General features: G+C 55.6%; 18 protein-coding genes. 9 read left to right on the top strand and 9 right to left on the bottom strand.

From position 1 onward, the window contains the following. Positions 1 to 191 precede the first annotated feature (191 nt). Positions 192 to 2,270, top strand: a complete 2,079-nt coding sequence (locus tag MKJ04_RS01980; RefSeq protein WP_241638774.1) for a thiamine pyrophosphate-dependent enzyme — start codon at positions 192 to 194, stop codon at positions 2,268 to 2,270. Positions 2,271 to 2,375: 105 nt separating this feature from the next. Here MKJ04_RS01980 and MKJ04_RS01975 read toward each other — a convergent pair whose 3' ends face one another. After that, on the bottom strand, positions 2,376 to 4,787 hold the full coding sequence (locus MKJ04_RS01975; RefSeq protein WP_241638771.1) for a BamA/TamA family outer membrane protein: 2,412 nt from the start codon (positions 4,785 to 4,787) through the stop codon (positions 2,376 to 2,378). 54 nt (positions 4,788 to 4,841) lie between these two features. Here MKJ04_RS01975 and MKJ04_RS01970 point away from each other — a divergent pair, with 54 nt between their 5' ends. Beyond that, positions 4,842 to 5,594: a TrmH family RNA methyltransferase gene (locus tag MKJ04_RS01970; protein ID WP_241638768.1), complete on the top strand. Its 753-nt coding sequence runs from the start codon at positions 4,842 to 4,844 to the stop codon at positions 5,592 to 5,594. A 98-nt stretch (positions 5,595 to 5,692) separates the two neighbouring features. Here the strand turns inward: MKJ04_RS01970 and MKJ04_RS01965 are convergent, their stop codons facing one another. From MKJ04_RS01965 to MKJ04_RS01950, 4 genes are all read right to left on the bottom strand, one after another. Beyond that, the gene (locus tag MKJ04_RS01965) at positions 5,693 to 6,820 is read right to left on the bottom strand and encodes an outer membrane beta-barrel protein (RefSeq protein ID WP_241638765.1); all 1,128 of its coding nucleotides are present in this window, start codon (positions 6,818 to 6,820) and stop codon (positions 5,693 to 5,695) included. A gap of 11 nt (positions 6,821 to 6,831) precedes the next feature. Continuing rightward, a complete protein-coding gene (locus tag MKJ04_RS01960) occupies positions 6,832 to 7,725 on the bottom strand; it encodes a hypothetical protein (RefSeq protein WP_241638763.1) in 894 nt (297 codons plus the stop codon). 17 nt (positions 7,726 to 7,742) lie between these two features. Continuing rightward, the gene (locus MKJ04_RS01955; RefSeq protein ID WP_241638762.1) at positions 7,743 to 8,276 is read right to left on the bottom strand and encodes an RNA polymerase sigma factor; all 534 of its coding nucleotides are present in this window, start codon (positions 8,274 to 8,276) and stop codon (positions 7,743 to 7,745) included. Positions 8,277 to 8,729: 453 nt separating this feature from the next. Then, the gene (locus MKJ04_RS01950; RefSeq protein ID WP_241638761.1) at positions 8,730 to 9,464 is read right to left on the bottom strand and encodes an arylesterase; all 735 of its coding nucleotides are present in this window, start codon (positions 9,462 to 9,464) and stop codon (positions 8,730 to 8,732) included. A gap of 145 nt (positions 9,465 to 9,609) precedes the next feature. Here MKJ04_RS01950 and MKJ04_RS01945 point away from each other — a divergent pair, with 145 nt between their 5' ends. The 3 genes from MKJ04_RS01945 to MKJ04_RS01935 all read left to right on the top strand — a co-directional run bounded on the left by MKJ04_RS01945 (position 9,610) and on the right by MKJ04_RS01935 (position 14,110). Next, positions 9,610 to 10,320, top strand: coding sequence for an ABC transporter ATP-binding protein (locus tag MKJ04_RS01945; RefSeq protein WP_241638760.1), 711 nt, complete (start codon positions 9,610 to 9,612; stop codon positions 10,318 to 10,320). Between the two features lie 146 nt (positions 10,321 to 10,466). Continuing rightward, positions 10,467 to 13,046 (top strand): ABC transporter permease, encoded by a 2,580-nt coding sequence (locus MKJ04_RS01940; protein WP_317246693.1) that lies wholly within the window; start codon positions 10,467 to 10,469, stop codon positions 13,044 to 13,046. A 218-nt stretch (positions 13,047 to 13,264) separates the two neighbouring features. Continuing rightward, positions 13,265 to 14,110 (top strand): SDR family NAD(P)-dependent oxidoreductase, encoded by an 846-nt coding sequence (locus tag MKJ04_RS01935; protein WP_241638758.1) that lies wholly within the window; start codon positions 13,265 to 13,267, stop codon positions 14,108 to 14,110. A 143-nt stretch (positions 14,111 to 14,253) separates the two neighbouring features. On the opposite strand, the gene MKJ04_RS01930 is transcribed toward MKJ04_RS01935, so the two are convergent. From MKJ04_RS01930 to MKJ04_RS01920, 3 genes are all read right to left on the bottom strand, one after another. Next, entirely contained in the window at positions 14,254 to 14,616 is a 363-nt protein-coding gene (locus MKJ04_RS01930; RefSeq protein WP_241638756.1) for a CoA-binding protein, read from the bottom strand. Positions 14,617 to 14,719: 103 nt separating this feature from the next. Continuing rightward, positions 14,720 to 16,303: an NAD(P)/FAD-dependent oxidoreductase gene (locus MKJ04_RS01925; protein ID WP_241638754.1), complete on the bottom strand. Its 1,584-nt coding sequence runs from the start codon at positions 16,301 to 16,303 to the stop codon at positions 14,720 to 14,722. A gap of 260 nt (positions 16,304 to 16,563) precedes the next feature. After that, entirely contained in the window at positions 16,564 to 17,526 is a 963-nt protein-coding gene (locus MKJ04_RS01920) for a tryptophan 2,3-dioxygenase family protein (RefSeq protein WP_241638751.1), read from the bottom strand. A gap of 334 nt (positions 17,527 to 17,860) precedes the next feature. Between MKJ04_RS01920 and sdaAB the strand changes: the two genes are divergently transcribed. The 4 genes from sdaAB to MKJ04_RS01900 are packed head-to-tail and all read left to right on the top strand — an operon-like array spanning position 17,861 to position 22,406. Then, positions 17,861 to 18,538 carry an L-serine ammonia-lyase, iron-sulfur-dependent subunit beta gene (gene sdaAB, locus MKJ04_RS01915; RefSeq protein ID WP_241638748.1) on the top strand — a complete coding sequence of 226 codons (678 nt, stop codon included), beginning with the start codon at positions 17,861 to 17,863 and terminating at the stop codon, positions 18,536 to 18,538. Between the two features lie 12 nt (positions 18,539 to 18,550). Next, positions 18,551 to 20,014 carry a TolC family protein gene (locus tag MKJ04_RS01910; RefSeq protein ID WP_241638745.1) on the top strand — a complete coding sequence of 488 codons (1,464 nt, stop codon included), beginning with the start codon at positions 18,551 to 18,553 and terminating at the stop codon, positions 20,012 to 20,014. Positions 20,015 to 20,018: 4 nt separating this feature from the next. Continuing rightward, positions 20,019 to 21,404 carry an efflux RND transporter periplasmic adaptor subunit gene (locus tag MKJ04_RS01905; RefSeq protein WP_241638742.1) on the top strand — a complete coding sequence of 462 codons (1,386 nt, stop codon included), beginning with the start codon at positions 20,019 to 20,021 and terminating at the stop codon, positions 21,402 to 21,404. A gap of 12 nt (positions 21,405 to 21,416) precedes the next feature. Further along, entirely contained in the window at positions 21,417 to 22,406 is a 990-nt protein-coding gene (locus MKJ04_RS01900) for an NAD(P)H-dependent glycerol-3-phosphate dehydrogenase (protein WP_241638739.1), read from the top strand. Between the two features lie 89 nt (positions 22,407 to 22,495). Here MKJ04_RS01900 and MKJ04_RS01895 read toward each other — a convergent pair whose 3' ends face one another. Beyond that, on the bottom strand, positions 22,496 to 22,999 hold the full coding sequence (locus MKJ04_RS01895) for a hypothetical protein (RefSeq protein ID WP_241638736.1): 504 nt from the start codon (positions 22,997 to 22,999) through the stop codon (positions 22,496 to 22,498). Between the last annotated feature and the right edge of the window lie 23 nt (positions 23,000 to 23,022).

Raw genomic sequence — 23,022 nt, 5'->3', positions numbered from 1 at the left:
CGAACGAGGAAGCGGGCATTTTTTTTAAATTTACAAACAGAGCAGCCGGTCGGCTACATGCTTTTCAATAAGTCCCGCGATCTGCTTTTCATCCTACAAAATTACCAAATAAAGGCGGGAGAACCGAGCGTAAAGGCATATTTTACATCCGGTCTGGAAATTCGTACATTGGTGCAAACCGATAGACACACATGCCGAATATGACTCTGGCAGCCGACAAGCTGCACGTAGATCTGTTAAAAAACGCATACCGACTGATGCATACTGCCAAGGCCCTGGCAGATACCTACGAAGAAAACAAAGCCGTTTGCAGCAAGTATGTGCACAGCACCTCCCGCGGGCATGAGGCCATACAGCTGGCTGCCGCCCTGCACCTGCACCCCTACGACTATGCTTCCCCGTATTACCGCGACGACGCGATGCTGCTGGGCATCGGCCTGCAGCCATATGAGCTCATGCTGCAGCTGATGGCAAAGGCCGACGACCCCTTCTCGGGCGGCCGCACGTACTATGGTCATCCGTCGCTCAAGCGGGAGGGCTTCCCTACCATACCGCACCAAAGCTCCGCCACGGGCATGCAGGCCATACCGGCCACAGGCATGGCGCACGGCATTGCATACCTCGAAGGGCAGGGGCTGCTGCATGGCGAGGAGAAGCCGGTGGTGCTTTGCTCGCTGGGGGATGGCTCCGTAACTGAGGGAGAGGTGGCAGAGGCGTTCCAGATGGCTGTGCTGAAAGGGCTCCCGATTGTATACCTGATCCAGGACAATGACTGGGGCATTTCGGCTACGGGAAAAGAGATGCGCGCCATGGACGCCTATGAGTATGCCGGTGGCTTTAAGGGTATGGAGCGCCTGCGCGTGGACGGGGCTGATTTTGTGGCGTCGTATGAAGCGATGCGCATTGCTTTCGAGTACGCCCGCAAAGTGCGCCGTCCGATTCTGGTGCATGCCAAAGTGCCCTTGCTGGGCCACCATACCTCCGGCGTGCGGCGGGAGTGGTACCGCGGCAAAAACCTCACGGAGCACCAGGCGCAGGATCCGATCCCGCACCTGCGGCAGGCGCTGACGGACGCCGACGTGGCAGCCGATGAGGTTGACGCACTGGAGCGGCAGGCCCGCGAGAAAGTTGCCGAAGACTATGCGCGCGCCCTGGCTGCCCCCAACCCCGACCCCGCCACGTTCGACCAGCATGAGTTTGCCCCGACCCCTGTAACCGAAGAGAAGGGAGAACGCAGTCCCGCGGGTGCCGAGAAGGTGCCGATGGTGGATGCCGCCCTGCATGCCGTAGACGACATGCTGCGCACCCACCCCGAGGCGCTGTTCTATGGGCAGGATGTTGGCGGCGAGCTGGGCGGGGTTTTCCGGGAGGCCGCGCTGCTGACAAAAAAATACGGTGAGGAACGCGTCTTCAACACCCCGATACAAGAGGCCTACATCATTGGCTCCACGGTGGGTATGTCGGCGGTGGGGGCCAAGGCGATCGTGGAAATTCAGTTCGCGGATTATATATGGCCCGGCATCAACCAACTGGTAGAGGAGCTGTCCAAGAGCTGCTACCTGTCCAACGGCCAATTCCCGGTGCAGTCCGTCATCCGGGTGCCGATCGGGGCATATGGCGGCGGCGGACCATACCACTCCGGCAGCATCGAGTCCACGCTGCTGAACATCCGGGGTATAAAAGTGGTGTTCCCGAGCAATGCCGCCGACATGAAGGGCCTCATGAAAGCCGCTTTCCTTGACCCGAACCCAGTAGTGATGCTGGAGCACAAGGGCATATACTGGTCTAAAGTGCCGGGTACGGAGGATGCCAAAACGGTAGAGCCGGACGAGGCATACATCCTTCCGCTTGGCAAAGCGAACATCGTGCAGCACGCCGCAGATGAGGAACTGCGCAGCGGCAACAGCATGACCGTGATCACCTATGGCATGGGGGTATACTGGGCGAAGACAGCCTCTAAGCAATTCCCCGGCTCGGTAGAGATCGTGGACCTGCGCACGCTTAACCCACTGGATTATGACACGGTGATGGCCTCGGTGCTGCGCCACGGCAAAGCACTTGTGCTGACGGAGGAACCGTTGATGAACTCGTTTGCCGAGTCACTTGCCGGTCGCTTGTCCAAGGACTGCTTCCAAAGGCTGGACGCCCCGATCTTCACGCTCGGTGCCGCCAACCTGCCAGCCATACCCCTGAATGTGGAGTTGGAGAAGATGATGCTGCCAAACGCTGATAAGGTAGCCGCTGCTATGGCTGAATTGCTGGAGTATTAGGCAAAAGCATTTATTCACGAGTTTTACATTGAATAAAAAAAGGAGGCCGCCCGTATGTGGGCAGCCTCCTTTTTTTATTCAAACGTTCCTAAATGCATTTCATGCTTAGAACGGATACCCGATACCGATCTGCAAAGTGCTCTGGTTGTTTCGGGTAAAGAAATCGGTAAAGTTGAAATCATTCAGCACGAATTTTTTACCGTATAGCCCGGCCGGGTCATATACCTTGGTGGCCAGGTCGAAGCGCAGGATGAGCACCGACAAGTCAAGCCGAAGACCAACGCCCGTGCCCACGGCCAGTTCTTTGTAAAACCGGTTAAACTCAAAATTGGCCCTGGGCCGGTTCGCGTCAGGCTTCAACAGCCATACGTTCCCCGCATCCACAAACAAAGCCCCGTTCAGGAAGCTGAAGAAGTTGAACCTATACTCGACGTTTGCCTCCACCAGCACCTCACCCGGCTGCTCCAGATCGTAATCGCGTGTGGTGGTTACCCGGTATGGCTCCGTCTCCTCCACGGCGTTTATCGCTGCGTAGGAGCCAAGCCCCAGGCGCCGCGATTGCCAGGCCCGTATGCTGCTGGCCCCTCCCGAGAAAAAGTGCTTTTCGTAGGGCAAAACCGTTGAGTCGAAGATCGGCGAGGCCACCCCGGCATTCAGGCGGTACACGAAAAACCTTTTCCCACCCAGCGGGATATAGCGGCGGTAGTCGGGGTTGATCTTGAAATACTGAAACGTCTGCAGTTGGTTGTTGCTCAGGTCGAGGCCCAGTTCTTTGGAAAGGCCGCCGATTTCCACTAACCCCCGGAAGTAGCGGGCGTTACGCGTTTGCGCAAAATCGTTGGTGTTGTAGATAAAACTGAAGCCTACAAACGAGATGATACCGTCTGAAAAGCTTTCGATCAGGGAGCGGCTGCCCTCACTGTTCTCGATCAGGTTGCGGGCGAAATCCCGGTCCAGAATCTCTCCCTGTACCACATTCAGATTTATAGGCGAGAAGATAAACTGCATGACGGGCGGACGCAAGGGGTTGCGCGCCACCTGCCAGATGTAGTCCAGGCCGAGTTCGTAATTGGTGCGGATGTACTGTTGCCGGTCGCTGTTGGTATACCCGGTATATATCCGGGTACGCGGGCTGTAGGCCGAGAGCAGGTTCTTGTCGGAGAAAGGGAAAAGGATGACCGGGAAAGACAGGGCCACATCGGCGCCGAACTCGCGGATCAGCACGGTCTGGTTGTTGTTGGCGATGCTGATCTGCCCCTCTATACCGCCCCGCAGGCCGATGTCCAGGTTTTCGGCCCCACCAAACAGATTGCGCACACGCAACCGGGCACTGGAGAAAGGGCCGGGGGTGCGCTCCGTGAAGTTGAGGCCAAGCTCTATCGTTTCCTGGAATTTTTTCGCGGGCAGGGCATTGACAAACGCATCAAGCTGCAAGCCAGCGCTGGAGTCGGTGGCTTCCGCAGACTTGTTGTACAGCACGTTGTTAAACTGAAACACATCCAGGTCGGAGAGTTTTCGCTGCGTGGTGGCCGTTTTCAGCTGGCTGTAGAGCTGCCCCGGGTAAATGTCCACCTTCTTGTCGAGGATGAGCGGGGAGAAGCGGTGCCTGTAAGCCACGTAGTGGATGCCATTGTACAGGATGGTGTCGCGCGCGATCCCGAACCGGTCTGCATCCGTCTTAAAGTAAACGTTGCGTAGGGTATAGAGCGGGTGCTGGCCGCCCTGGTCGGGCCGCTGGATAATGGTTTTGACGTGGGCCGTCTTGCCGGCAAAGCTGGTGTCAACCTCAAAGGCCAGGTAGGCGCGGGCAAAGTCGTAGTAGCCGCTGTTCTTCATCAGGTTGTAAAGCCGGTCACGTTCGGCGCTTAGCTTATCCTCGTCATATCGCTCGCCCAACTGCAGCAGCGATCGCCCCGAAGTGGACTGCACCAGCCGCAGCATGGCCGAATCGGGTATGCTGTAGCTGAAGTCTGTGTAGCGATAGGGGGCGTTTTCCTCGATATTGATCGTAACCGTGACCAGCTTCTCGTCTTTCACTTCCTTTTCGTAGCTCGCCCTGTGGTTGAAATAGCCTTTCGCGTTGAGGTATACGCCGATTTGCTGCATCGTCTCCACCATCAGCGTTGAGTCGTAAATGGCAGGTGGCTCGCCGATCTGCATCAGCAGGTTTCCCTCTTTCTTGTTATCCTGCAGCCGCTTCACGCGGTTGTCGAACTTTGCCCGCAGGCGCTGTATCTTTGCGGCGTCTGTGCCGGCGTCTGCAATCTTGCGCGCGCGCTTTTCCTCCTGCTTTTCTATCCGTTGCTGAATCTTTTGCGGATCGTAAAACTTTTTGCCGAAATTGTAAAGCGCCAGGTATGGGGCCGAGCCCAGCACCAAACGATTGGGCTCCTGCCGGTAAAGTGCCTCTATGGCAGTGGGGTCTACGGTTTCGAGGCCCTTGGGCTGTATGCCAACCAGCAGCTTCTCGTCTTCGGCCAAATACCGGGTGGGGATACAGGCCTGCAGGCACGCCATTGTAAATGCAAGTACAGATATGTATAATCGTGGTTTCAAACGTATAGCGCTACTATGTTATCAAAAGCAGTTGTAAAGTATATCAAATCCCTCCAAATAAAAAAATACCGCACCCAACACCAGGCTTTTGTGGTGGAGGGGGGCAAGAGCGTACTGGAACTGCTGCGGGCCGGCCTTGAACTTGAATATGTGTTCGTGACCGATACCTTTTATGAACAGCACAGTCATTTGTTTGACAAACTCCCCGCGGTTAGCCTTGTCACTGAAGAGGAGCTGGTGAAGGCCGGCACCTTTGCCAGCAACAACGCGGCTCTGGCGGTAGCGCGCATGTGGCAGTCGCCGCCCCTCACCGTTGCCCCAGACGAGCTGGTGATTTCCCTGGACGACATCCGCGACCCGGGCAACCTGGGCACCATCATCCGCATTGCCGACTGGTATGGCATCCGGAAGGTTGTCTGTTCCGAAACCTGCGCCGATTTTTACAACCCGAAGGTCATCGCGGCCAGCATGGGCTCTTTCACCCGCATACAAGTGCACTACCTCGATTTGGCAGCCTGGCTGCAACAGCACACCGATGCCCACAAGGTATACGGCGCGTCGCTGGCTGGCGAGAACCTGCATGGCATGCAGCTCAGGCCGGAGGGTATTGTGGTGCTGGGCAACGAGGCCAACGGTCTGCGCCCCGAGGTGGCCGCCCAGGTGAACCAACTCATCAAAATACCGGCATTTGGCGGCGCTGAGTCCCTGAACGTGGCCACGGCTACCGCGATCATCATCGATAACTTCAAACGAAACACACCGGCATAAAAAAAGAGGAGCTCATCAGGCTCCTCTTCTGCTTTTATGAATTCATCTTGTGTCTTACGTCTTATATCTTGCGTCTTGTGTCCTTATTTTGTGTCCCCTTAATACAATAGTCTGAAGCCGAAGCTTATCACGTTTGCCTGCACACCGCGGTTTTCCTTAAACAGGTCGTTCATGTTGTATTTCGCGAACAGGTCGATCCCGCCATACCCTAAAACGCCCTCCACGCCATACTGAAAATCGCTTAGGTTAAAGGAGTCGCGGGTTTTGTCTTTCTCGGTTCTGCCACCCTCATCGTATTTTTGCTTGGTATGGCTGCCCAGCCGATAGCCGATGAAGGGGCCCGCGCCAATCGTGAAGCCGTCGTGGCCGTTTTCGCGTTTGAACTCCAGCGAGGCCATCAGCGGCAGGTTAATCGAGGACTGCGTCAGCTTCGACTTCTCAAAGTTCACGTCCGTCACCTCACGGAACACGGTGACATTGTTTTCTTCTTCCAGAATCACATTGTTCTCGAACATGTAGTTATTGAAGGCAAACTCCAGACCGGACACCACATGGAAGGGGCTCTTTTGGCCACCCACCTGCGATTTCAGCCGCCAGTTCAGGCTTACGTACCGGGAGCCTCCCGCTTTCAGATCGATCAGGTTCGGGGCATCTCCCGTGAACGCGTTCAGGCCAAGGTCCACATCAAACCCAAAGCGCGTGGCCTTGTAATGCTCCTCCTTGTGGGCGTTTCGGGTGCTGTCGCGCTCTGCCTTGGTGGGCACGTCCACGTTCACTTTGGTGTTGTCGCCGTCTTCCTCCACTTCCACGTCAATTTTAAAGTTTTTGTTGATGCGGATCTCGTGGCGCTCTTTCTTTATCTGGCCCGTTTTAGGGTCGTTTTCCTGCACCGTCACCGTTACCTGCTCACTCTTTCCGTCAGCCGATTTAGAGGTGTTGAACGTGACGGTCATGTCTTTCGAGCGTGATGTGGAATCCCCCATCTGCTCGACCTGGTCCACGTAGGTGTTCAGCTCCCGCATCAGCGAGTCGAGGCTGTAGTTCTGGAAAGCTTTCAGCTGCTGGATGTTCTGCAGCTGGAGGATCATTTTGGCTCCGTTAGCCATTTTTATGACGATTGTGTCCTGGTCGGTGCCCAGGCGCTGGCCCACGGTAAGGTTGCCTTTGGCGAACACACCGGTAGCGGTGGCCATGAAAATGGCCAGGAGAAGTAGTACTCGTTTCATGTTTTGTAGGGTTAGAGTTTGATTACTTTTGAGAATTTCTGTTTGCCGATCTGGGTGTTGAGCGCCACCTGATCCGCGTTTATACCTATTTCAGAGAGCTCGACGCCATCACCGCTGGCCAGATTGCGCATCTGCTTGAAGATGTTCTTGGCCAGTTTCGCTTTTTTATCGAGCCCGCTCGGTGCTTCTTCCGCTGCGGCTACGGGTGCGGACGCTGCGCGGGAAAACGTGATCTCCACCGGCTGTGCGTTCAGGTTGGCATCTGCTTTGGCTAAGGCCGCGGCGGGCTTGGCAACGGTTTCTGCTACAGGCTCCACAATGTTGGCGGTGTTTTCGGGGCGTTTCGGGGCGGGACTGGCCGGCTGCGCAGTTGCCCGAGGTTGTCTGGCGGTAGTAGCGTTTGCTGGTTTGCGCACATCAGCTTTTGCTATCGCTGCCGGGGTAACAACCTCCTCTGCCATACCAGATGCGGGTGTGCTTGCATCGGTTGCCTGGGGTATAACTTTATTTTCTTCTGCTACGGTTTCCGCCAGCTCTGTGCCGGTTTGTGCCAGCGGGGCAGGAGCCTGGTCCGGTGTCAGGGGTTTCTCGTGCAGCTCCAGCGTGCGGCCCTTGTCAGCCAGCGCCTCGCTCACTTCGGGTGTTCCGGAGTTGATGTTGTAGAACACGACACCCACCGAGAGCAGCAGCGACACAGCGGCCGCAAGGGATGAGTACATCCAGGTATAGGCTGGCTTCTCTTTCTTCGGAAGTATAGGTATAATTCGTACTTTCTCCTCATCCTGAGTTGCCATACCCTCTTCCTGCATCCGTTCCTGCAGGCGGTCCCAGAGGGCGGCGGGAGGGGTCGGGGAGGCGTTTCCGAGGCGTTCCTTAAATAACTTGTCTATGTCTTCTGGTCTCATGGTCTTCATATGTATCGTTAAATAGCCTGCACCTCCTGGCCTGTCAGCCGGCGCTGCAGCATGGCCCTGGCCTTACTCAGCTGCGACTTTGAGGTGCCTTCGGTTATGCCAAGCATGTCGGCTATCTCTTTATGGGCATACCCCTCAATTGCGTAAAGGTTAAAAACAGCGCGGTACCCGGCAGGCAACGTCATTAAAAGCTCCAGCAGTTCACCTTCTGCCAGTTCCTGATCGGCGGTGCCCGGGCTGGCCACCTGCACGTGGTTGTCTTCTATGGCGATGTGCAAAGGCTCCTTTTTGCGCAGAAAGCCCAGGGCTTCGTTTACCATGATGCGGCGAACCCAACCCTCAAAGCTGCCTTTAGACTCGAATTTGCCGATGTGCTGATAAATCTTCATAAACCCGTTCAGCAGGGCTTCCTCAGCGTCCATTTCATTTTTGAGATAGCGCATACACACCCCATACATTTGCGCGGCGAAGCGCTCGTACAGGAGCTTTTGCGCCTTGGTGTCTGCCTCTTGGCATCCCGCTATCAATTCTGCTTCCGTCACGCTTCGTAAAGTTTTGTCAAATGCTGTGTGAAATTGCTTATACCCCTTAGATGCAGGGGTATGGAAGATGGTTGCCCGCTATACCTATAATTTTAAGAAATTTATCTCAAACAGCAAGCAAATCGGCATAAAGCACTGATACACAAAGGGTGTAAATAAATAACGTGCGGCATTCTTGGGAGTTATCCGTAAGCAAACAACTGGAGGCCGGGGAATTTCGGCTTAAAAAAAATAAGTAGGAGGGGATTTTAGAAAAACTGCTGGCACGCTATCTGAACAGGAGTAGCTCGGGTGCTGGCAGGGCAGGAGGGGGGTAAAGCAAAAAAGCAGCAAAACTTTCTTTTCAGAAATTTCTGCTGCCTTCTTGTAATTCAATTTTCAACTTTTAGCCATTCATATAAACGGTACCACCCACTGAAAGTTATACCGATTGCAAAAAATAATCGAAATATTTTATCCCTCCTGCTCATGCAGCGTTTGCGGGGCTTCCTGGAGCACGGAAGTGAGCACCTGCCATACGTTTTCGGCTACTATTTTCTGGCCTTCCACCGTAGGGTGTATGCCGTCTCCCTGATTCAGGTCGCGGATACCGGCAACGCCCTCGAGTAGAAACGGGATGAGCGCCACCTGTTCCTCTTCCGCCAGCCGCGTGTATACCTCCCGGAACTGCTGGGTATACTTCTGGCCCATGCTCGGCGGGATCTGCATTCCCGCCAGCACGATCTGCACTTCCGGGTTCTTTTGCCGCACCTTGTCGATGATGGCTTTCAGGTTGCTGTAGGTTTCCTCTGTCTTGATGCCGCGCAAGCCGTCGTTGGCGCCCAGCTCCAACACAAAAACGTCTACCTGCTGCTTCAGCAACCAGTCGATGCGGCCCCTGCCACCCGCCGTGGTCTCACCGCTAACCCCTGCGTTAATTACTGTGTAGGGGAGGCCCAGTGAGTCGATGCGCTGCTGAATCAGGGCCGGGAACGCCTGGTCGGGCTCAAGTCCGTAGCCAGCCGTCAGGCTGTTGCCAAAAAACAGGATGGTTTTCGTCTCTTCCGCTGTTTGTGTTTTTTCAGGGGTTTCGGTGGTAGCCTTGCCCTCTTGCACAGCTGTTGGGCTGTCAGCCTGCTCTACCTCGCCGCAGCTTCCCAGCATCAGCAGGGAAACCAGGGGAAGTATCAAAATAATATTTTTAATCATTCGTTTTGGGCTATGTTTGCTAAATTTATACGCCTCGGCTCAAAACTAATAACGAGCGGGAAGAGTTATTTGATTTAACTGATAAATTTGTTTCATGGGGCTACCAAAGCCGCATGTCAATTCAGCAACCCTTTAAAACGCACCCGTGTCCATAATCCTCGACATACAAGACTTACAGAAAACCTACCACAGCGGCGATCGCCAACTGCAGGTGCTCCACGATATCAGCTTCCGCATCAACGCCGGCGACACCTGCGCGATCGTGGGGCCGTCGGGCAGTGGCAAAACCACCCTGCTTGGCCTTTGCGCAGGGCTCGACAGGGCCAGCTCCGGCTCCGTGACCTTGAACGGCGTTCAGCTCGACCAGCTATCGGAAGACGAGCGGGCGCATGTGCGCAACCTGTATGTGGGCTTCATCTTTCAGAATTTCCAACTTATACCTACCCTGACGGCCTTGGAGAATGTGATGGTGCCGCTGGAACTGCGCGGGGAGCGGCATGTGCAAAAGCAGGCCATGGAGCTTTTGGCACGGGTGGGATTGGCCAAGCGCCACGATCATTACCCCACGCAGCTATCCGGGGGGGAGCAGCAGCGCGTGTCGCTGGCCCGGGCTTTCTCCAACAGACCCACCATCCTTTTTGCCGATGAGCCCACAGGCAACCTCGACGAGGAAACCGGGCAAAAAGTGGAGCAGCTGCTTTTCGACCTCAACCGTGAATCGGGCACCACGCTGGTGCTGGTTACCCACGATTTGGAGTTGGCCGAGAAAACGCAGCGGATAATCCGCATCAAGGGCGGCACTGTTGCTTCAGACAGCGGGGCCACCGTGCCTATCGACCGTTCTGAAGAACGCTGATAATTGCATCTGGGAAGCTGTAAATCTGCTGTATGATTCCAAAGAAGAATTTCCAGCAGGCAACCTATACCCAATAATTCTGCCACTGAATCGCGCCTCCAACCGTTGCGTTGGCATTGCCCATACCTACTTTAAACCAAACGCCCGTGCCTGATACCCCACTATCTACCCTTGCAAAAAGAAACCTGAACATCCGTTGGCTGCTGAAGATGGCCTGGCGCGACAGCAGGCGAAACCGTGGACGCCTGGCTCTGTTCATCTCCTCCATCATACTGGGCATCGCGGCGCTGGTGGCTATCAACTCATTTTCCGATAACCTGCGCACCGACATAGACAAGCAAGCCAAGTCAATGATCGGGGCGGACCTGGTGGTGGCCAGCAATAAGGAAATCGAGCCGAAAATGCAGCAGCTCCTGGATTCCCTTGCCGTTGGCGGTGAGCGCTCGGATGAGGTGCGCTTTGTGTCGATGGTGGTGTTTCAGGCCTCGAAGGGCACCCGACTGGTGCAGGTGCGCGCGCTGGAGGAAGGCGGCTTCCCGTATTACGGCGAGATCGAGTCGGAGCCCGAGGAGGCCAGCACCCTGTTTCGGCAAGGTGGCCGTAAAGCCCTAGTGGACAACACGCTGCTGCTGCAGTACAATACCAAGCCCGGAGACTCCATTAAGGTAGGTAACCTGACTTTTGAGATTGCGGGGGCGTTGCACAAGATCCCCGGCCAGTCGGCCATGACAGCCACGATTGCCCCGGCGGTATACATCCCGCGCCACTACCTGGAGGAAACCGGGCTGGTGCAGCGCGGAAGCCGCATCAGCTATTATCACTACTACAAGCTGCCCTCCACCACCGATGCCGACAAGCTGGTAGAAAAGCTGGAGCCACGCTTCGAAGAGGCCGGTTTTGGGTACGACACCGTGCAGAGCCGCAAGGACAGCACCGGAGAGTCTTACGCCAACCTGGCAAGCTTCCTGGCATTGGTGGGCTTTGTGGCGTTGCTGCTGGGGTGCGTGGGCGTGGCCAGCTCGGTGCATGTGTATACCCGCGAAAAGCTGGCCACTATTGGGGTGCTGCGCTGCCTGGGGATGAGCGGTACGCAGGCCTTCCTGATTTACCTGTTCCAGGTGGCGGCCATGGGCCTGATCGGTTCGTTGGTGGGAGCCTTGCTGGGCACACTGATCCAGTTATACCTGCCGCAGCTGTTCCAGTCGTTCCTGCCTGTCGAGGTGACGGTGGGAGTGTCGTGGGCAGCCATCGCGCAGGGCGTGGGCATCGGTCTGATTGTGTCTGTCTTGTTTGCCCTGCCGCCTTTGCTCACGGTTCGGGATGTATCGCCGCTGATTACGCTGCGGGCGGGTATCGGGCAAAAGGCCAATCAGGCGAGTGTATGGCATTGGGTGGTGTATGGCCTCATCCTGAGTTTTGTCTTTGGCTTTGCCTACCTGCAACTGGGCACCTGGCTGCGGGCCGCTTCCTTTACCGGTGGCGTGCTGGTGGGCTTCGTGGTGCTGGCCCTGATTGCCCGCCTGATGATGTGGCTCGTCAAACGCTTCTTCCCGACTAACTGGGGTTATGTATGGCGCCAGAGCCTGGCCAACCTGTACCGGCCCAACAACCAAACGCTGCTCCTGACGGTTTCGATCGGGCTGGGCACCACGCTTATCGCCACGCTGCTGTTGGTGCAGCGCCTGCTGCTGAGCGAGGTGGCCATTGCCGGAAGCGAGAACCAGCCGAACCTGGTGCTGTTCGATATCCAGAACTCCCAGAAAGAGCAGGTTGCGCAGCTTACCCGCCAGCAAGGGCTGCCGGTCTTGCAGCTCGTGCCGGTGGTAACCATGCGCCTGGACAAAATGAACAGCCTGACGGCGGCCGATGTGCGCAAAGACACGACGCTTGGCATACCGGACTGGGCCTTTACCAGGGAGTACCGCGTGACGTACCGCGACACCCTCATAGACTCGGAGAAAGGGGTGGGGGGCACGTGGCAGGGCGTGGCTTCATTGGATAGCGGCCCCATACCTATTTCGCTGGAGGACCGCTATGCCGAGCGCTTGAAAGTAAGCCTGGGCGACACCCTGTTGTTTAACGTGCAAGGAGCCTTAATGCCAACGCGCGTGGCACACCTCCGGAAGGTGGAGTGGAACCGCGTGCAGAGCAACTTTCTGGTGCTCTTCCCGAAAGGTGTGTTGGAGGAAGCCCCGCAGTTTCATGTGCTGATGACGCGCACGCAGTCCAACGCGCAGTCGGCCCGGTTCCAGCAAAACCTGGTGCAACGCTTCCCGAATGTATCGGCCATTGACCTGGAGCTTATCCTGAAAACGCTGGATGACATCCTCGGCAAGATCGCCTTCGTAATCCGGTTTATGGCATTCTTCAGTATCAGCACTGGCCTGCTGGTGCTCATCGGCTCGGTCAACATCAGCAAGTTTCAGCGCGTGCAGGAGAGTGTGCTGCTGCGCACGCTGGGGGCCAGCCGAAGACAGATCCTGAGCATCAACGCGTTCGAGTACCTGCTGCTGGGCGCGCTGGCGGCCGGTACCGGCATTATCCTGTCGGTGGCAGCGAGTTGGGCACTTGCGGTATTCAGCTTTGAGATGCCCTTTATACCCGACCTGCTTCCGCTCATCCCGGTTTTCTTTGGCATCACAGCCCTGACCGTCTTAATCGGAATGCTAAACAGCCGGAGTATACTCAATAAGCCCCCGCTGGAGGTGCTGCGCCGCGAAAACTAATCGCGCCTCAATTCATACCCTCCGCCAGCGAAGCCATACCCCATCGGTATGGCTTCACTGCTTTATGCACATACGCCTGAGGTGAGGGGTATACCGATTGTAAGATGCGCCTGGAGTGATCTTTCAGTTGTTCCGCTTTATTCTGGTAACTTAATTAACGGCTTGCTGGTAAACACTACGAACATGTTTTAACACAAAACCGAAATTTAAAACCGACTATGAGAACAATGAACGAGGAGAAAAAAGAGAAGACTGTACTGATTACCGGGGCATCCAATGGGTTCGGGATGGAATTCGCGAAGCTGTTTGCCCGGGACGGGTATAACCTGGTGCTGGTGGCCCGCAGCACCGACAGGCTGAAAAAACTTGCCTACGAGTTGCAGGACGAATACCAACTCCCCCATGTATGCACTATCACATCGGACCTGACACGCCCGGAGTCGGCCCAGGAGATATATGACGCCGTGCGCAGCAGTGGCATTAAAGTAGATGTGCTGGTCAACAACGCGGGGGCCGGGGTGCATGGCTTCTTCCACGAGACTGACCTGGAGCGCGAGCAGGCCATCATACAGCTGAACGTGAATACCCCGGTGGCGCTCACCAAGCTGTTTCTGCGCGACATGAAGCTGCGCAACGAAGGTAAAATATTGAATGTAGCCTCGCTGGTATCGTTTATGCCCTCACCGCTAATGGCCATCTACGGGGCGACAAAAGCCTTTGTGCTTTCTTTCTCCGAAGCCCTGACCAACGAACTCCAGGACACCAACATCACGGTAACGGCCTTGTGCCCAGGGGCCAGCAACACCATGTTCTTCCGCAGAGCGGGAGCCACAGATACCAGAGCGGCAAACGGAACTTTGTCTGAGCCTGCCGATGTGGCCCTGGATGGGTATAACGCCCTGATGAGCGGAGAAATGCGGGTTGTTTCCGGGATGATGAACAAGCTGCAGGCCTCTGCCTCCGGCGTGATGTCCGACAGCTCACTAGCCGCCACCATGCGCCATCTGATGGAAGAGGAAACCCAGCAACAGGAAGAGCGGGAAACCACACACGAACAGGTATAAAGCAGAAGCGACATGCCATAAAATGAAAGAAGGGGCCTTTTTCAAGGTCCCTTCTTTTTTTGAGCATAGACAACAAATGCCATCTGCCTCATTTCTATTCTATACGTTGCCAAAATTACCAGGTTAGCCTTACCGCAAAAAATTTAGTAACTATCTGTTGCCAGCATGACCAGGGTGCAGTGGTGCAGTGTCTCAATACTGGCATCGGCTGCCATACGCTCCAGCTCGCGGTTTTCGGTGCCGGGGTTAAAAATAATGCGCTTCGGTTTCAAGCTCAGGATATAGTCATACCAGGAGGGCTGGTTATGTGGCCCAACGTAAAGCGTCACGGTGTCCACTCCCTCAATTTCCTGCGATTTGTCGGTAATGATGGGCAGGCCACCAACCTCTGCTTTTTTTATACCCACCGGCACCACTTCGTGGCCGTGTTGCTTCAGCCGATGCACGGCTTTATAGGCGTAGCGCGAAGGGTTATCGCTCGCGCCCAATACAACAGTTTTTTTCATAGCTCGATTTTCTAAGTCCAAGTAAATGTCACTCCGTTTTACTCATACCGGGGTAAAATAGTTGGAGAGCAGGTATGGCTTGGGGAGCCGGGTATAGCGGAGGCTATTTTTTTAATGAAACGCCCGCCTTCAGCGCCGCCATTTCGGCACAGCGCTCCCCGTCCATCGCCGCCGACACGATGCCGCCGGCATAGCCCGCGCCTTCTCCGCACGGAAACAGGCGCTTCACCTGCACATGCTCCAGTGTCTCCCGGTCGCGGGGCACCCGGACAGGGGAGGAAGTGCGGCTCTCCACACCCACAATCTGGGCCTCATTGGAGAGGTAGCCGCGCATCTTGTTGCCAAAAGCCTTAAACCCCTCGCGAAGCCGGTAGCCCATATCCTCCGAAAAAAGCGCATTCATATCCGCGGCAACCAGGCCGGGCTGGTACGACGTCTCCAAAAGCTGTCCGCCTGCTTTCCGGCGCGTAAAATCCTGCAGGAGCTGCGCGGGCGCTGCCTGCGTCCCTCCCGCCAGTTGGCAGGCTTTCTGTTCGAGGGCCTGTTGCATGCGCAATCCCGCCAGTGGCCCATACTGCTGCAGGTCCATGTCCTCCAGCTCCACAGCCACCACGATGCCTGAGTTGGAGAAACGGGAGTCGCGGCGGCTCGGCGACATGCCATTGACGACTACCTCACCGGGCGCAGTGGCCGACGGCACGATAAAGCCCCCCGGGCACATGCAAAAGGAGAAGATGCCGCGCTGTCGGTTTTGGTAGTGCGTCTGGTGCACCAGCGCATACGACGACGCAGGGAGGTATGGCCCACGGTCGGCGCACTTATACTGGATGCTGTCGATCAGGCTTTGCTGGTGCTCTACGCGCACGCCCATGGCAAAGGGTTTCGCCTCTACGGTTATCTGGCTGGCATACAATAGCTCGAAGATATCGCGGGCGCTGTGGCCTGTGGCCAGAATGACCGCTTCGCCCATATACGCCTGCCCGTCCTGGGTTACCACGCCGCGCATCTCGCCTTGCTCCACCACAAATTCCGTTACGCGTTTGTCGAACAGCACCTCGCCCCCAGCGGATCGAATGGTCTCACGGATGGCCTCGATAATCTTGGGGAGTTTGTTGGTGCCGATGTGTGGGTGGGCATCAAACAGGATATCGGGCGTGGCCCCGTGCTGCACCAGAATCTGGAGGATGCGCTGCAAATCGCCACGCTTTTTAGAGCGGGTATAGAGTTTGCCGTCAGAGTACGTGCCGGCGCCGCCTTCCCCGAAACAGTAGTTCGAGTCGGGGTGCACGGAATGCTCTTTGTTGAGGGCAGCCAGGTCGCGGCGGCGACTGCGGACATCTTTCCCGCGCTCCAGCACCAACGGTTTTATACCTAGCTCAATGCAGCGCAGGGCCGCAAACAAGCCTGCCGGGCCAGCGCCAACAATCACAACTTGCTTTGAATTAGTTACTTCGGGGTAATGGTATACCGGCGAGAGGAGTTCAGTGGGAGGGGAATCGAGGTATACGTCTGCCCGAACGCGCACCAGCACGTCGCGGCCGCGCGCGTCAACCGAGCGCTTCACCCGGTGCAGAAACTTTACATCCTCGGCCTTTAAATTAGCGCTTCTCAGGATCTCATGCTCTAGCTGCTGCGCATCAAAGGCAAGCTCCGGTGCCAGCACCAGTTCTACTTCTTTTTTTCTCATATCAGGGTGGGTAAGGGATCTAGCCTTAAACCGGGTTAATTGTTAATTGCTTATTGTTCAAATTGAATCGTGTTTCACAACACAAACACATCGTGGTAAGTTCGTTTGTGATGTTGATGCACAAAGGTGAGTGTATATAATAACCTGTGGTGCATATAGCAAAGCATTTGACACTTGTATACACCAAATTGTATATTTTGACTAATGATCAACAACCAACAATTATCAATCAACAATCAACAATCAACATCCAGCAACCATCAATCCTCCTGCAGCACTTTATCTACCCAGCCTTTGCCCCATTCATTTAGTTCTGTTTCGCTCCAGAGCTCGGGGTAGAAGATGCGTTTCTGGAAGCGTGGGGGGAGGTATTTCTGCCAGTTGGTGCCACCGGTCGCGGCTATTATCTCGGGGTCGCGCTGCAGGTAGCGCACCGCCGACTTGTAGTGCATCAGCGGCCAGTTCACGTTCACGTTGCTGTCGAGGGCGCGCAGGGCCTGCATGATTTTCGGGTTTTGCTGGTCCGTTATGGGCAGCTTTTTATATACCGCCCATGCGTTCTTGTCGGCGTACTCCTGCGCAAACTGAATCAGCTGGCGGGTATACTTTTCCTCAAACTGCAGCAAGGTCAGCGTTTTGGTGCCCGAGGCCACCTCGGTGGCGCCCTCTTTCCAGTAGATGCAGCCGATCATTTCCTCGTGGGTGCTTTGAAGCCCCAGGGCTGCCCGCTTTGCCTTGTCCACCAGGTTGCGCAAGTCTGTCGAGGCGATCTCAATCATACGGTACTGCGCCGACTGAAAGCCGCTGGCTGGCATCAGCGCCATCCTGAACTGCAGAAACTGCTGCTGCTCCATCCCATCTACCATCACGTCGAAGGAACTCACCAGGTTATCGAAGTAGCGGTTGATGCGCGTGATGCGGCGCAGAAACCAGGCAGCCGTGATATCGGGATCGTCCCCGATCTGTTTATACTCCTCCAGGCAAAGCTTAAAGTAAAGCTCCGTGATCTGGTGGTACATGATGAAGATCTTCTCGTCCGGAATGTTGGTGCGCGGGTTCTGGAGGCTCAGGAGCGTGTCGAGGTGTATGTAATCCCAATAGTTGAGGAAGTCCGTGTGGTAGAGTCCTTCGAGGTAGGCCGCCAGGTTCTGGCCCAGCGGCACGTATTTTTCCTCCAGCCGCTTCAGCTGCTCCAGCACGTCCGGGTTAAATTGGTGCTCCATTAGAGGCTTTTTTTGTGATGCAAAGTAGATTTTAGGAAACACAAAGAACGCAATTCTGCGCAAGAGCATCCAGTTTACAGGCAAATAATTCAGCGGCCGCCGCGCCCCGGCCCCAGGTCCCATACCTCCAACCGGAAGCGACGCGACTGTTCTGAGCACCAGGTCATCCGGCCAAGACTCGATTTGTCCCTTTATTTTGTGGGTATGGCTTCAGCTTTAATCGATGGAAAAGCGGCTTTGGTAGAAATCAAAGATTCTTTGCAGGATTAAAACAGCAAAACTCTTACTTTCTTCCTAAATTTGATTTTAGCGATATTAATGTCGTGCTATACTTATGGCGGAGAAAAGCAGTGTTTTTGATATGATCGGCCCGGTGATGATCGGCCCATCCAGCTCGCACACAGCGGGCGTGGTGCGTATTGCCCGGGCGGCCATCCGCATCCTGGGGGCCGCGCCCGAGGAAGCCACCATCACCTTCTATAACTCTTTCGCCCGCACCTACGAGGGGCACGGCAGTGACAGGGCGATTATCGCGGGCCTCCTCGACATGAAAACCGATGACAAGCGTATCAAGGACGCCTTTGCCCATGCGGCCGAGCGCGGCCTGAAGTATACCTTCAAGTCTGTCGGTAACGCTTCGGCCATGCACCCCAACACCATCAAACTGAACCTGCGCGCCAGCGACGCCACGGTGGAGGTGATCGGGCAGAGCCGCGGCGGGGGCGTGATCAGCATCGTGGAGGTGGATGGCTTCACGGCCAGTTTCTCGGCCACGCTGCATACCCTCATCATCGACGCCGGCGACGTAAAAGGAAGTATCGCCTTTATCGCCTCCGTGCTGGCCCACGACGAATGCAACATCGCCACGATGAGCGTCTCCAGAAAAGGGCGCAACGAGAAGGCCCGGCAGTTCATCGAGATGGACTCAGGTATAAAACCCATCACCCTGGAATACCTGCGGCAACTGAGTTGGGTAAAACACGTGGTTTATATCCCTAATATTGACCTTTAAGCTAAATGCACTATGAAAAAAATGTCTAAAAAACTGCTGTTGGTTCTCGGCCTTTCCCTGACAGGTATGGCCGGAGCCATGGCACAGCAACAGGGTAACGGCTCCGATCAGGTATGGTCGTTGGAGGAGGCGGTGAATTACGCTCGGGCCAATAACCTGCAGGTAAGGCGCAACGTCCTGAATAGGGATCTTTCGAAGGTGGATCTCACTCAGTCGAAGTTCGGGCGCTTGCCGTCCATTAACGGGAGTTCCTCCTATAACTTCAACTACGGCACGTACATCGACCCGACAACTTCTGATCTTCGATCGGAGCAAAGCCGCACCAACAACTTTGCATTGAACGGCTCTGTGCCGCTGTTCATGGGGTTTCAGCAGGTAAACAGCATCCGGCAAAATGAGCTGGACCTGCAGGCCGTGGAGCAGGACGTGCTTTCGGCCCAGAACGACATCACGATCCAGCTGGTCACCTCGTTTCTCAATGTGCTGTTTGCCGACGAGCTCATCAAGCTCTCGCAGCAAACGCGCGATCTTACCCAACAGCAGCTCGACCGGACCCGGATCCTCTTTGATGCGGGGAGCGTGGCTGAAAACGAGGTGCTGGATCTAGAGTCGCAGTTAGCCGCAGACAACCTGGAGCTGATCAACAACGAGAACCAGCGCGACATTTCCAAGCTGGCCATCATGCAGTTGCTGAACCTGCCTGCCTCGCAGGAATTTGAGATTGAGGTGCCGGATATTCCGGACCCGGATCAGAACCCTGTGGTGGTGAATGGGGATCAGGTGTATGATGTGGCGGTGCAGACGCTTCCGTCCATACAGGCAGCCGACTTGCGGGTGCTCAGCGCCGCCAAAGGCATTGACGTGGCAAAAGGGGCGTATTACCCGCGGCTCTCGCTGTTTGCGGGCCTGAATACCTTTTACTCAAGCGCCCGGGACTTTCGTTTCCCGGAAGAAGGCTCTCTCCAACCCACCTCCATCGGGTTCAGGGATTCTGAGGGCACGGACCCCTTTATCATTTATACCCCCTCTACCACCTTCAGAAGAGAAACTTATACCTACCTGGATCAGCTGCAGGACGGTGTGGGCAAGAACTTCGGCTTTTCGCTGCAAGTCCCGATCCTGAACGGCCTGCAGGCGCGCAGCAACGTGCAGCGTGCCAAGCTACAGCAGCAGGACGCGCAGATCAACGCCGACATTGCGCGCAACAACCTGCGGCAAACCATTGAGCAGGCCTATCTCGATGCCGTGGCTGCGCAGCGGCGGTATGTAGCGGCAAAAGAACAGCTCCGGGCAACTGAAAAGAACTACAGCAACGCGCAGTTACGGCTGAACGCGGGTGTGATCAACACCGTGGACTTTAACATTGTAGCAAACACCTACCGCTCCGCGCAATCTAACCTGCTGCAGGCAAAATACGAGTACACCTTTAAACTGAAAGTGCTTGATTTCTATCAAGGCGAAGACATATCACTCTAAAATTATGGCTACTAAAAAATCAAAGCTGATTCCGATTCTCATTGGCGTTCTTGTACTCGTGCTAGTCGGCGTGCTCGTCGCTAAAAAATCGGGCTGGATCGGGAAAGACGAAGGCACGGAAGTGGTGCTGGCAGAGGCAAAAACTACAGAGATCGTTGAAAAGGTGAGCGCCTCGGGCAAGATTCAGCCGGAGACGGAGGTGAACATCTCCCCGGACGTGTCCGGGGAGATCATTGAGCTGCACGTAGAGGAAGGCGACTCAGTGGTGAAAGGACAGCTTTTGCTCCGTATCCGGCCCGACAACTATCAGTCGATGGTGGATGCGCAGCAGGCGTCAGTAAACACCATGCGCGCAAACCTGGCCCAGTCTAAGGCGCGGCTAGGCCAGGGGGAGGCGAACTTTGTGCAGATTCAGCAAAACTATGAGCGCAACAAACCGCTATTCGACCAGAAAGTGATTTCCCAGTCGGAGTGGCAGCAGATCAAATCGAACTACGAGGCCACAAAGCAGGAAGTAGAGTCTACCAGACAGAGCGTGCGCGCCTCAGAGTTTAACGTGCAGAATGCCCAGGCCTCGCTGAAAGACGCGCGCGAAAACCTGAACAAAACCACGATCTACGCGCCGGTAAGCGGCACCGTGTCGAAGCTGAACGTGGAGCAGGGCGAGCGCGTGGTGGGAACCTCGCAAATGGCGGGCACCGAGATCATGCGCATCGCCAACCTCAACAACATGGAGGTGCGTGTCAACGTGAACGAGAACGACATCATCCGCGTGGCCCTCGGCGACTCCGTGTTGGTGGACGTGGACTCATACTCCAGCCGGGACGAGAAATTCAAAGGAGTAGTAACGGCCATTGCCAACACCGCCAAAGACGCGACCACCCTGGAGGCCGTGACCGAGTTTGAGGTGCGCATCCGCCTGATCAACGACTCCTACAGCCACCTGAGAGACATTTCGAGCCGCCCTTTCCGCCCGGGCATGACAGCCTCCGTAGACATTATCACCGACAAGAAATCAAATGTTTTATCTGTACCTTTGTCTGCCGTGACGACGCGCTCGCCCAACATGCCGGGTGGCGAAGCAAAACCAGCCACAGAGGAAAAGCCAGAGGAAAACGCACAACAACCTGCGGCTCCCACTGGCCCGGTAGAGGAGGTCGTTTTTGTGTATGACAGCACAAGCAACACCGTGGAGACCGTGAAAGTGAAGACAGGCATCAGTGACTTCGAGAATATCGAAATCCTAAGTGGTCTCAAAGCCGGCCAGAAGGTCGTGTCAGGGCCTTTCAGAGCAGTGTCACAGACGCTTGCTGACAAGGCCAAGGTTGCGGTGAAAGACGAAAAGTCATTAAACAAGCAGGCCATCTCGGCAACCGATAAGAAGGAATAACAGCATATAGGTTTGGAAAAAGTAGCCATTTTGGGGGGAGGAAGCTGGGCCACGGCGCTTGCCAAAATCCTCTCCGAGAATAAGTCGCAGGTGCATTGGTGGATGCGCAACAAAAATGACGTGCAGCACCTGATACAGTATAAGCACAACCCCCGCTACCTGAGCCAGGTGTCTTTTGACCTGAGCTATACCAAACCCTCTGCCGACATACAGGCGGTGGTGGCTGCCGCCGACTGGGTTATACTGGCCGTGCCTGCAGCGTTTGTGCAGCAGGCACTCGCCGAGTTGCCCGAAGACGCTTTCCGTGGCAAAGTGGTCATCTCTGCCATCAAAGGCATGATACCGGGGCAGAATATCCTGATCACGGAATACATGGAGCAGCGGTATCAGGTGCCCAACTCACACCAGTTGGTAATTGCCGGCCCATGCCATGCCGAGGAAGTGGCCCTGGAAAAGCAATCTTACCTGACCATCGGCTCGCATGACCTGGCAACGGCGGAGCGTTTTTGCGAGCTGCTCCGCAACCGTTACGTGAAAGCCAACCCCCTCGACGACCTGGACGGTATTGAGTACTGCGCCGTGATGAAAAACGTGATTGCGCTGGCCTGTGGCATTGCGCGCGGACTAAACTATGGCGACAATTTCCAGGCAGTGCTGGTATCGAACGCCATGTTTGAAATCGAGCGTTTCCTGGATGCCATCATGCCGATCCACCGCGATCTCAGCGGCTCCGCCTATTTGGGGGATTTGCTGGTGACGGCCTACTCGCAGTTCAGCCGCAACCGCACCTTTGGTAACATGATTGGCCGGGGCTATACCGTGAAGTCGGCGCAGGTTGAGATGAACATGATTGCGGAGGGCTATTATGCGGTGCAGAGCATATTTGAGCTGAACAAGACGCTGAAAGTGTCCATGCCGATTTCCACGGGGGTATACCATGTCCTATATGAGCGCATTTCGCCGGCAGTGGAGTTTGAGATTTTGAAAGATAAATTAAAGTAACAAGCCTTTGGTTTCACATCAATTGCTGCTATTCGGTTGCGGCGTTTCTCTATAAATTCATCCTACCAAGGTATAGCAAAGCCCGCTTTTCAGAAAGCGGGCTTATTTTTTTGTGGTTCGGCAGGCAATGGTGTTATTCGCCTGTCGCTGAGGGCGCGGTATACTGCCATCACGGTAATAGTGGCAGCCAGGGATACGGCATGCATGGCAAAAAGTAGCAGATACGCGTGGTAGGGCAGTCTGGAAACATGCTTCAGGTTCAGCAGTTCCAGCATGATGGTGGCCAGCAACACCCCGGCCAGGCCAAGCATAAAGGCGCGGTGCAGGACAGTGGAGGGCAGCCGGTCAATCAGTGTCTGGCTCTTGAGATGCCAGTGCAGCGGCACCACCTTCCTTTTTTCAATCGCCTTCCTGGTCAGGCGCGTGACGAGGCAACATAACAGGCCCCCGAACACCAGACTGAAGGCGAGCAGGTCGGTGGCCATGCTTTGCCTTCCCCAGAGCGGCACCATTTCATCATGATGCCCCAGCAGATCGATGATCAGAACGCCCAGCACGGCTGTCGCCAGAGTCATGGTCAGGGTAGTCCGCATCAGAAACCTGTAATTTACGCTAA

This window comes from Pontibacter sp. E15-1, from assembly GCF_022601975.1.
Taxonomy (GTDB): Bacteria; Bacteroidota; Bacteroidia; order Cytophagales; family Hymenobacteraceae; genus Pontibacter.
Note: the sequence above shows the minus strand (reverse complement) of the source record. Positions and strands in the feature narration are given on the sequence as shown.

What these genes read in the sequence shown, in the direction of transcription:
- MKJ04_RS01925 (WP_241638754.1), bottom strand. Translation starts at nt 16,303, where the DNA reads ATGAGAAAAAAAGAAGTAGAACTGGTGCTGGCACCGGAGCTTGCCTTT.
- MKJ04_RS01965 (WP_241638765.1), bottom strand. Translation starts at nt 6,820, where the DNA reads ATGAAACGAGTACTACTTCTCCTGGCCATTTTCATGGCCACCGCTACC.
- MKJ04_RS01975 (WP_241638771.1), bottom strand. Translation starts at nt 4,787, where the DNA reads ATGGCGTGCCTGCAGGCCTGTATCCCCACCCGGTATTTGGCCGAAGAC.
- MKJ04_RS01950 (WP_241638761.1), bottom strand. Translation starts at nt 9,464, where the DNA reads ATGATTAAAAATATTATTTTGATACTTCCCCTGGTTTCCCTGCTGATG.
- MKJ04_RS01920 (WP_241638751.1), bottom strand. Translation starts at nt 17,526, where the DNA reads ATGGAGCACCAATTTAACCCGGACGTGCTGGAGCAGCTGAAGCGGCTG.
- MKJ04_RS01960 (WP_241638763.1), bottom strand. Translation starts at nt 7,725, where the DNA reads ATGAGACCAGAAGACATAGACAAGTTATTTAAGGAACGCCTCGGAAAC.
- MKJ04_RS01905 (WP_241638742.1), top strand. Translation starts at nt 20,019, where the DNA reads ATGGCTACTAAAAAATCAAAGCTGATTCCGATTCTCATTGGCGTTCTT.
- MKJ04_RS01935 (WP_241638758.1), top strand. Translation starts at nt 13,265, where the DNA reads ATGAGAACAATGAACGAGGAGAAAAAAGAGAAGACTGTACTGATTACC.
- MKJ04_RS01980 (WP_241638774.1), top strand. Translation starts at nt 192, where the DNA reads ATGCCGAATATGACTCTGGCAGCCGACAAGCTGCACGTAGATCTGTTA.
- MKJ04_RS01910 (WP_241638745.1), top strand. Translation starts at nt 18,551, where the DNA reads ATGAAAAAAATGTCTAAAAAACTGCTGTTGGTTCTCGGCCTTTCCCTG.
- MKJ04_RS01895 (WP_241638736.1), bottom strand. Translation starts at nt 22,999, where the DNA reads ATGCGGACTACCCTGACCATGACTCTGGCGACAGCCGTGCTGGGCGTT.
- MKJ04_RS01970 (WP_241638768.1), top strand. Translation starts at nt 4,842, where the DNA reads ATGTTATCAAAAGCAGTTGTAAAGTATATCAAATCCCTCCAAATAAAA.
- sdaAB (WP_241638748.1), top strand. Translation starts at nt 17,861, where the DNA reads ATGGCGGAGAAAAGCAGTGTTTTTGATATGATCGGCCCGGTGATGATC.
- MKJ04_RS01930 (WP_241638756.1), bottom strand. Translation starts at nt 14,616, where the DNA reads ATGAAAAAAACTGTTGTATTGGGCGCGAGCGATAACCCTTCGCGCTAC.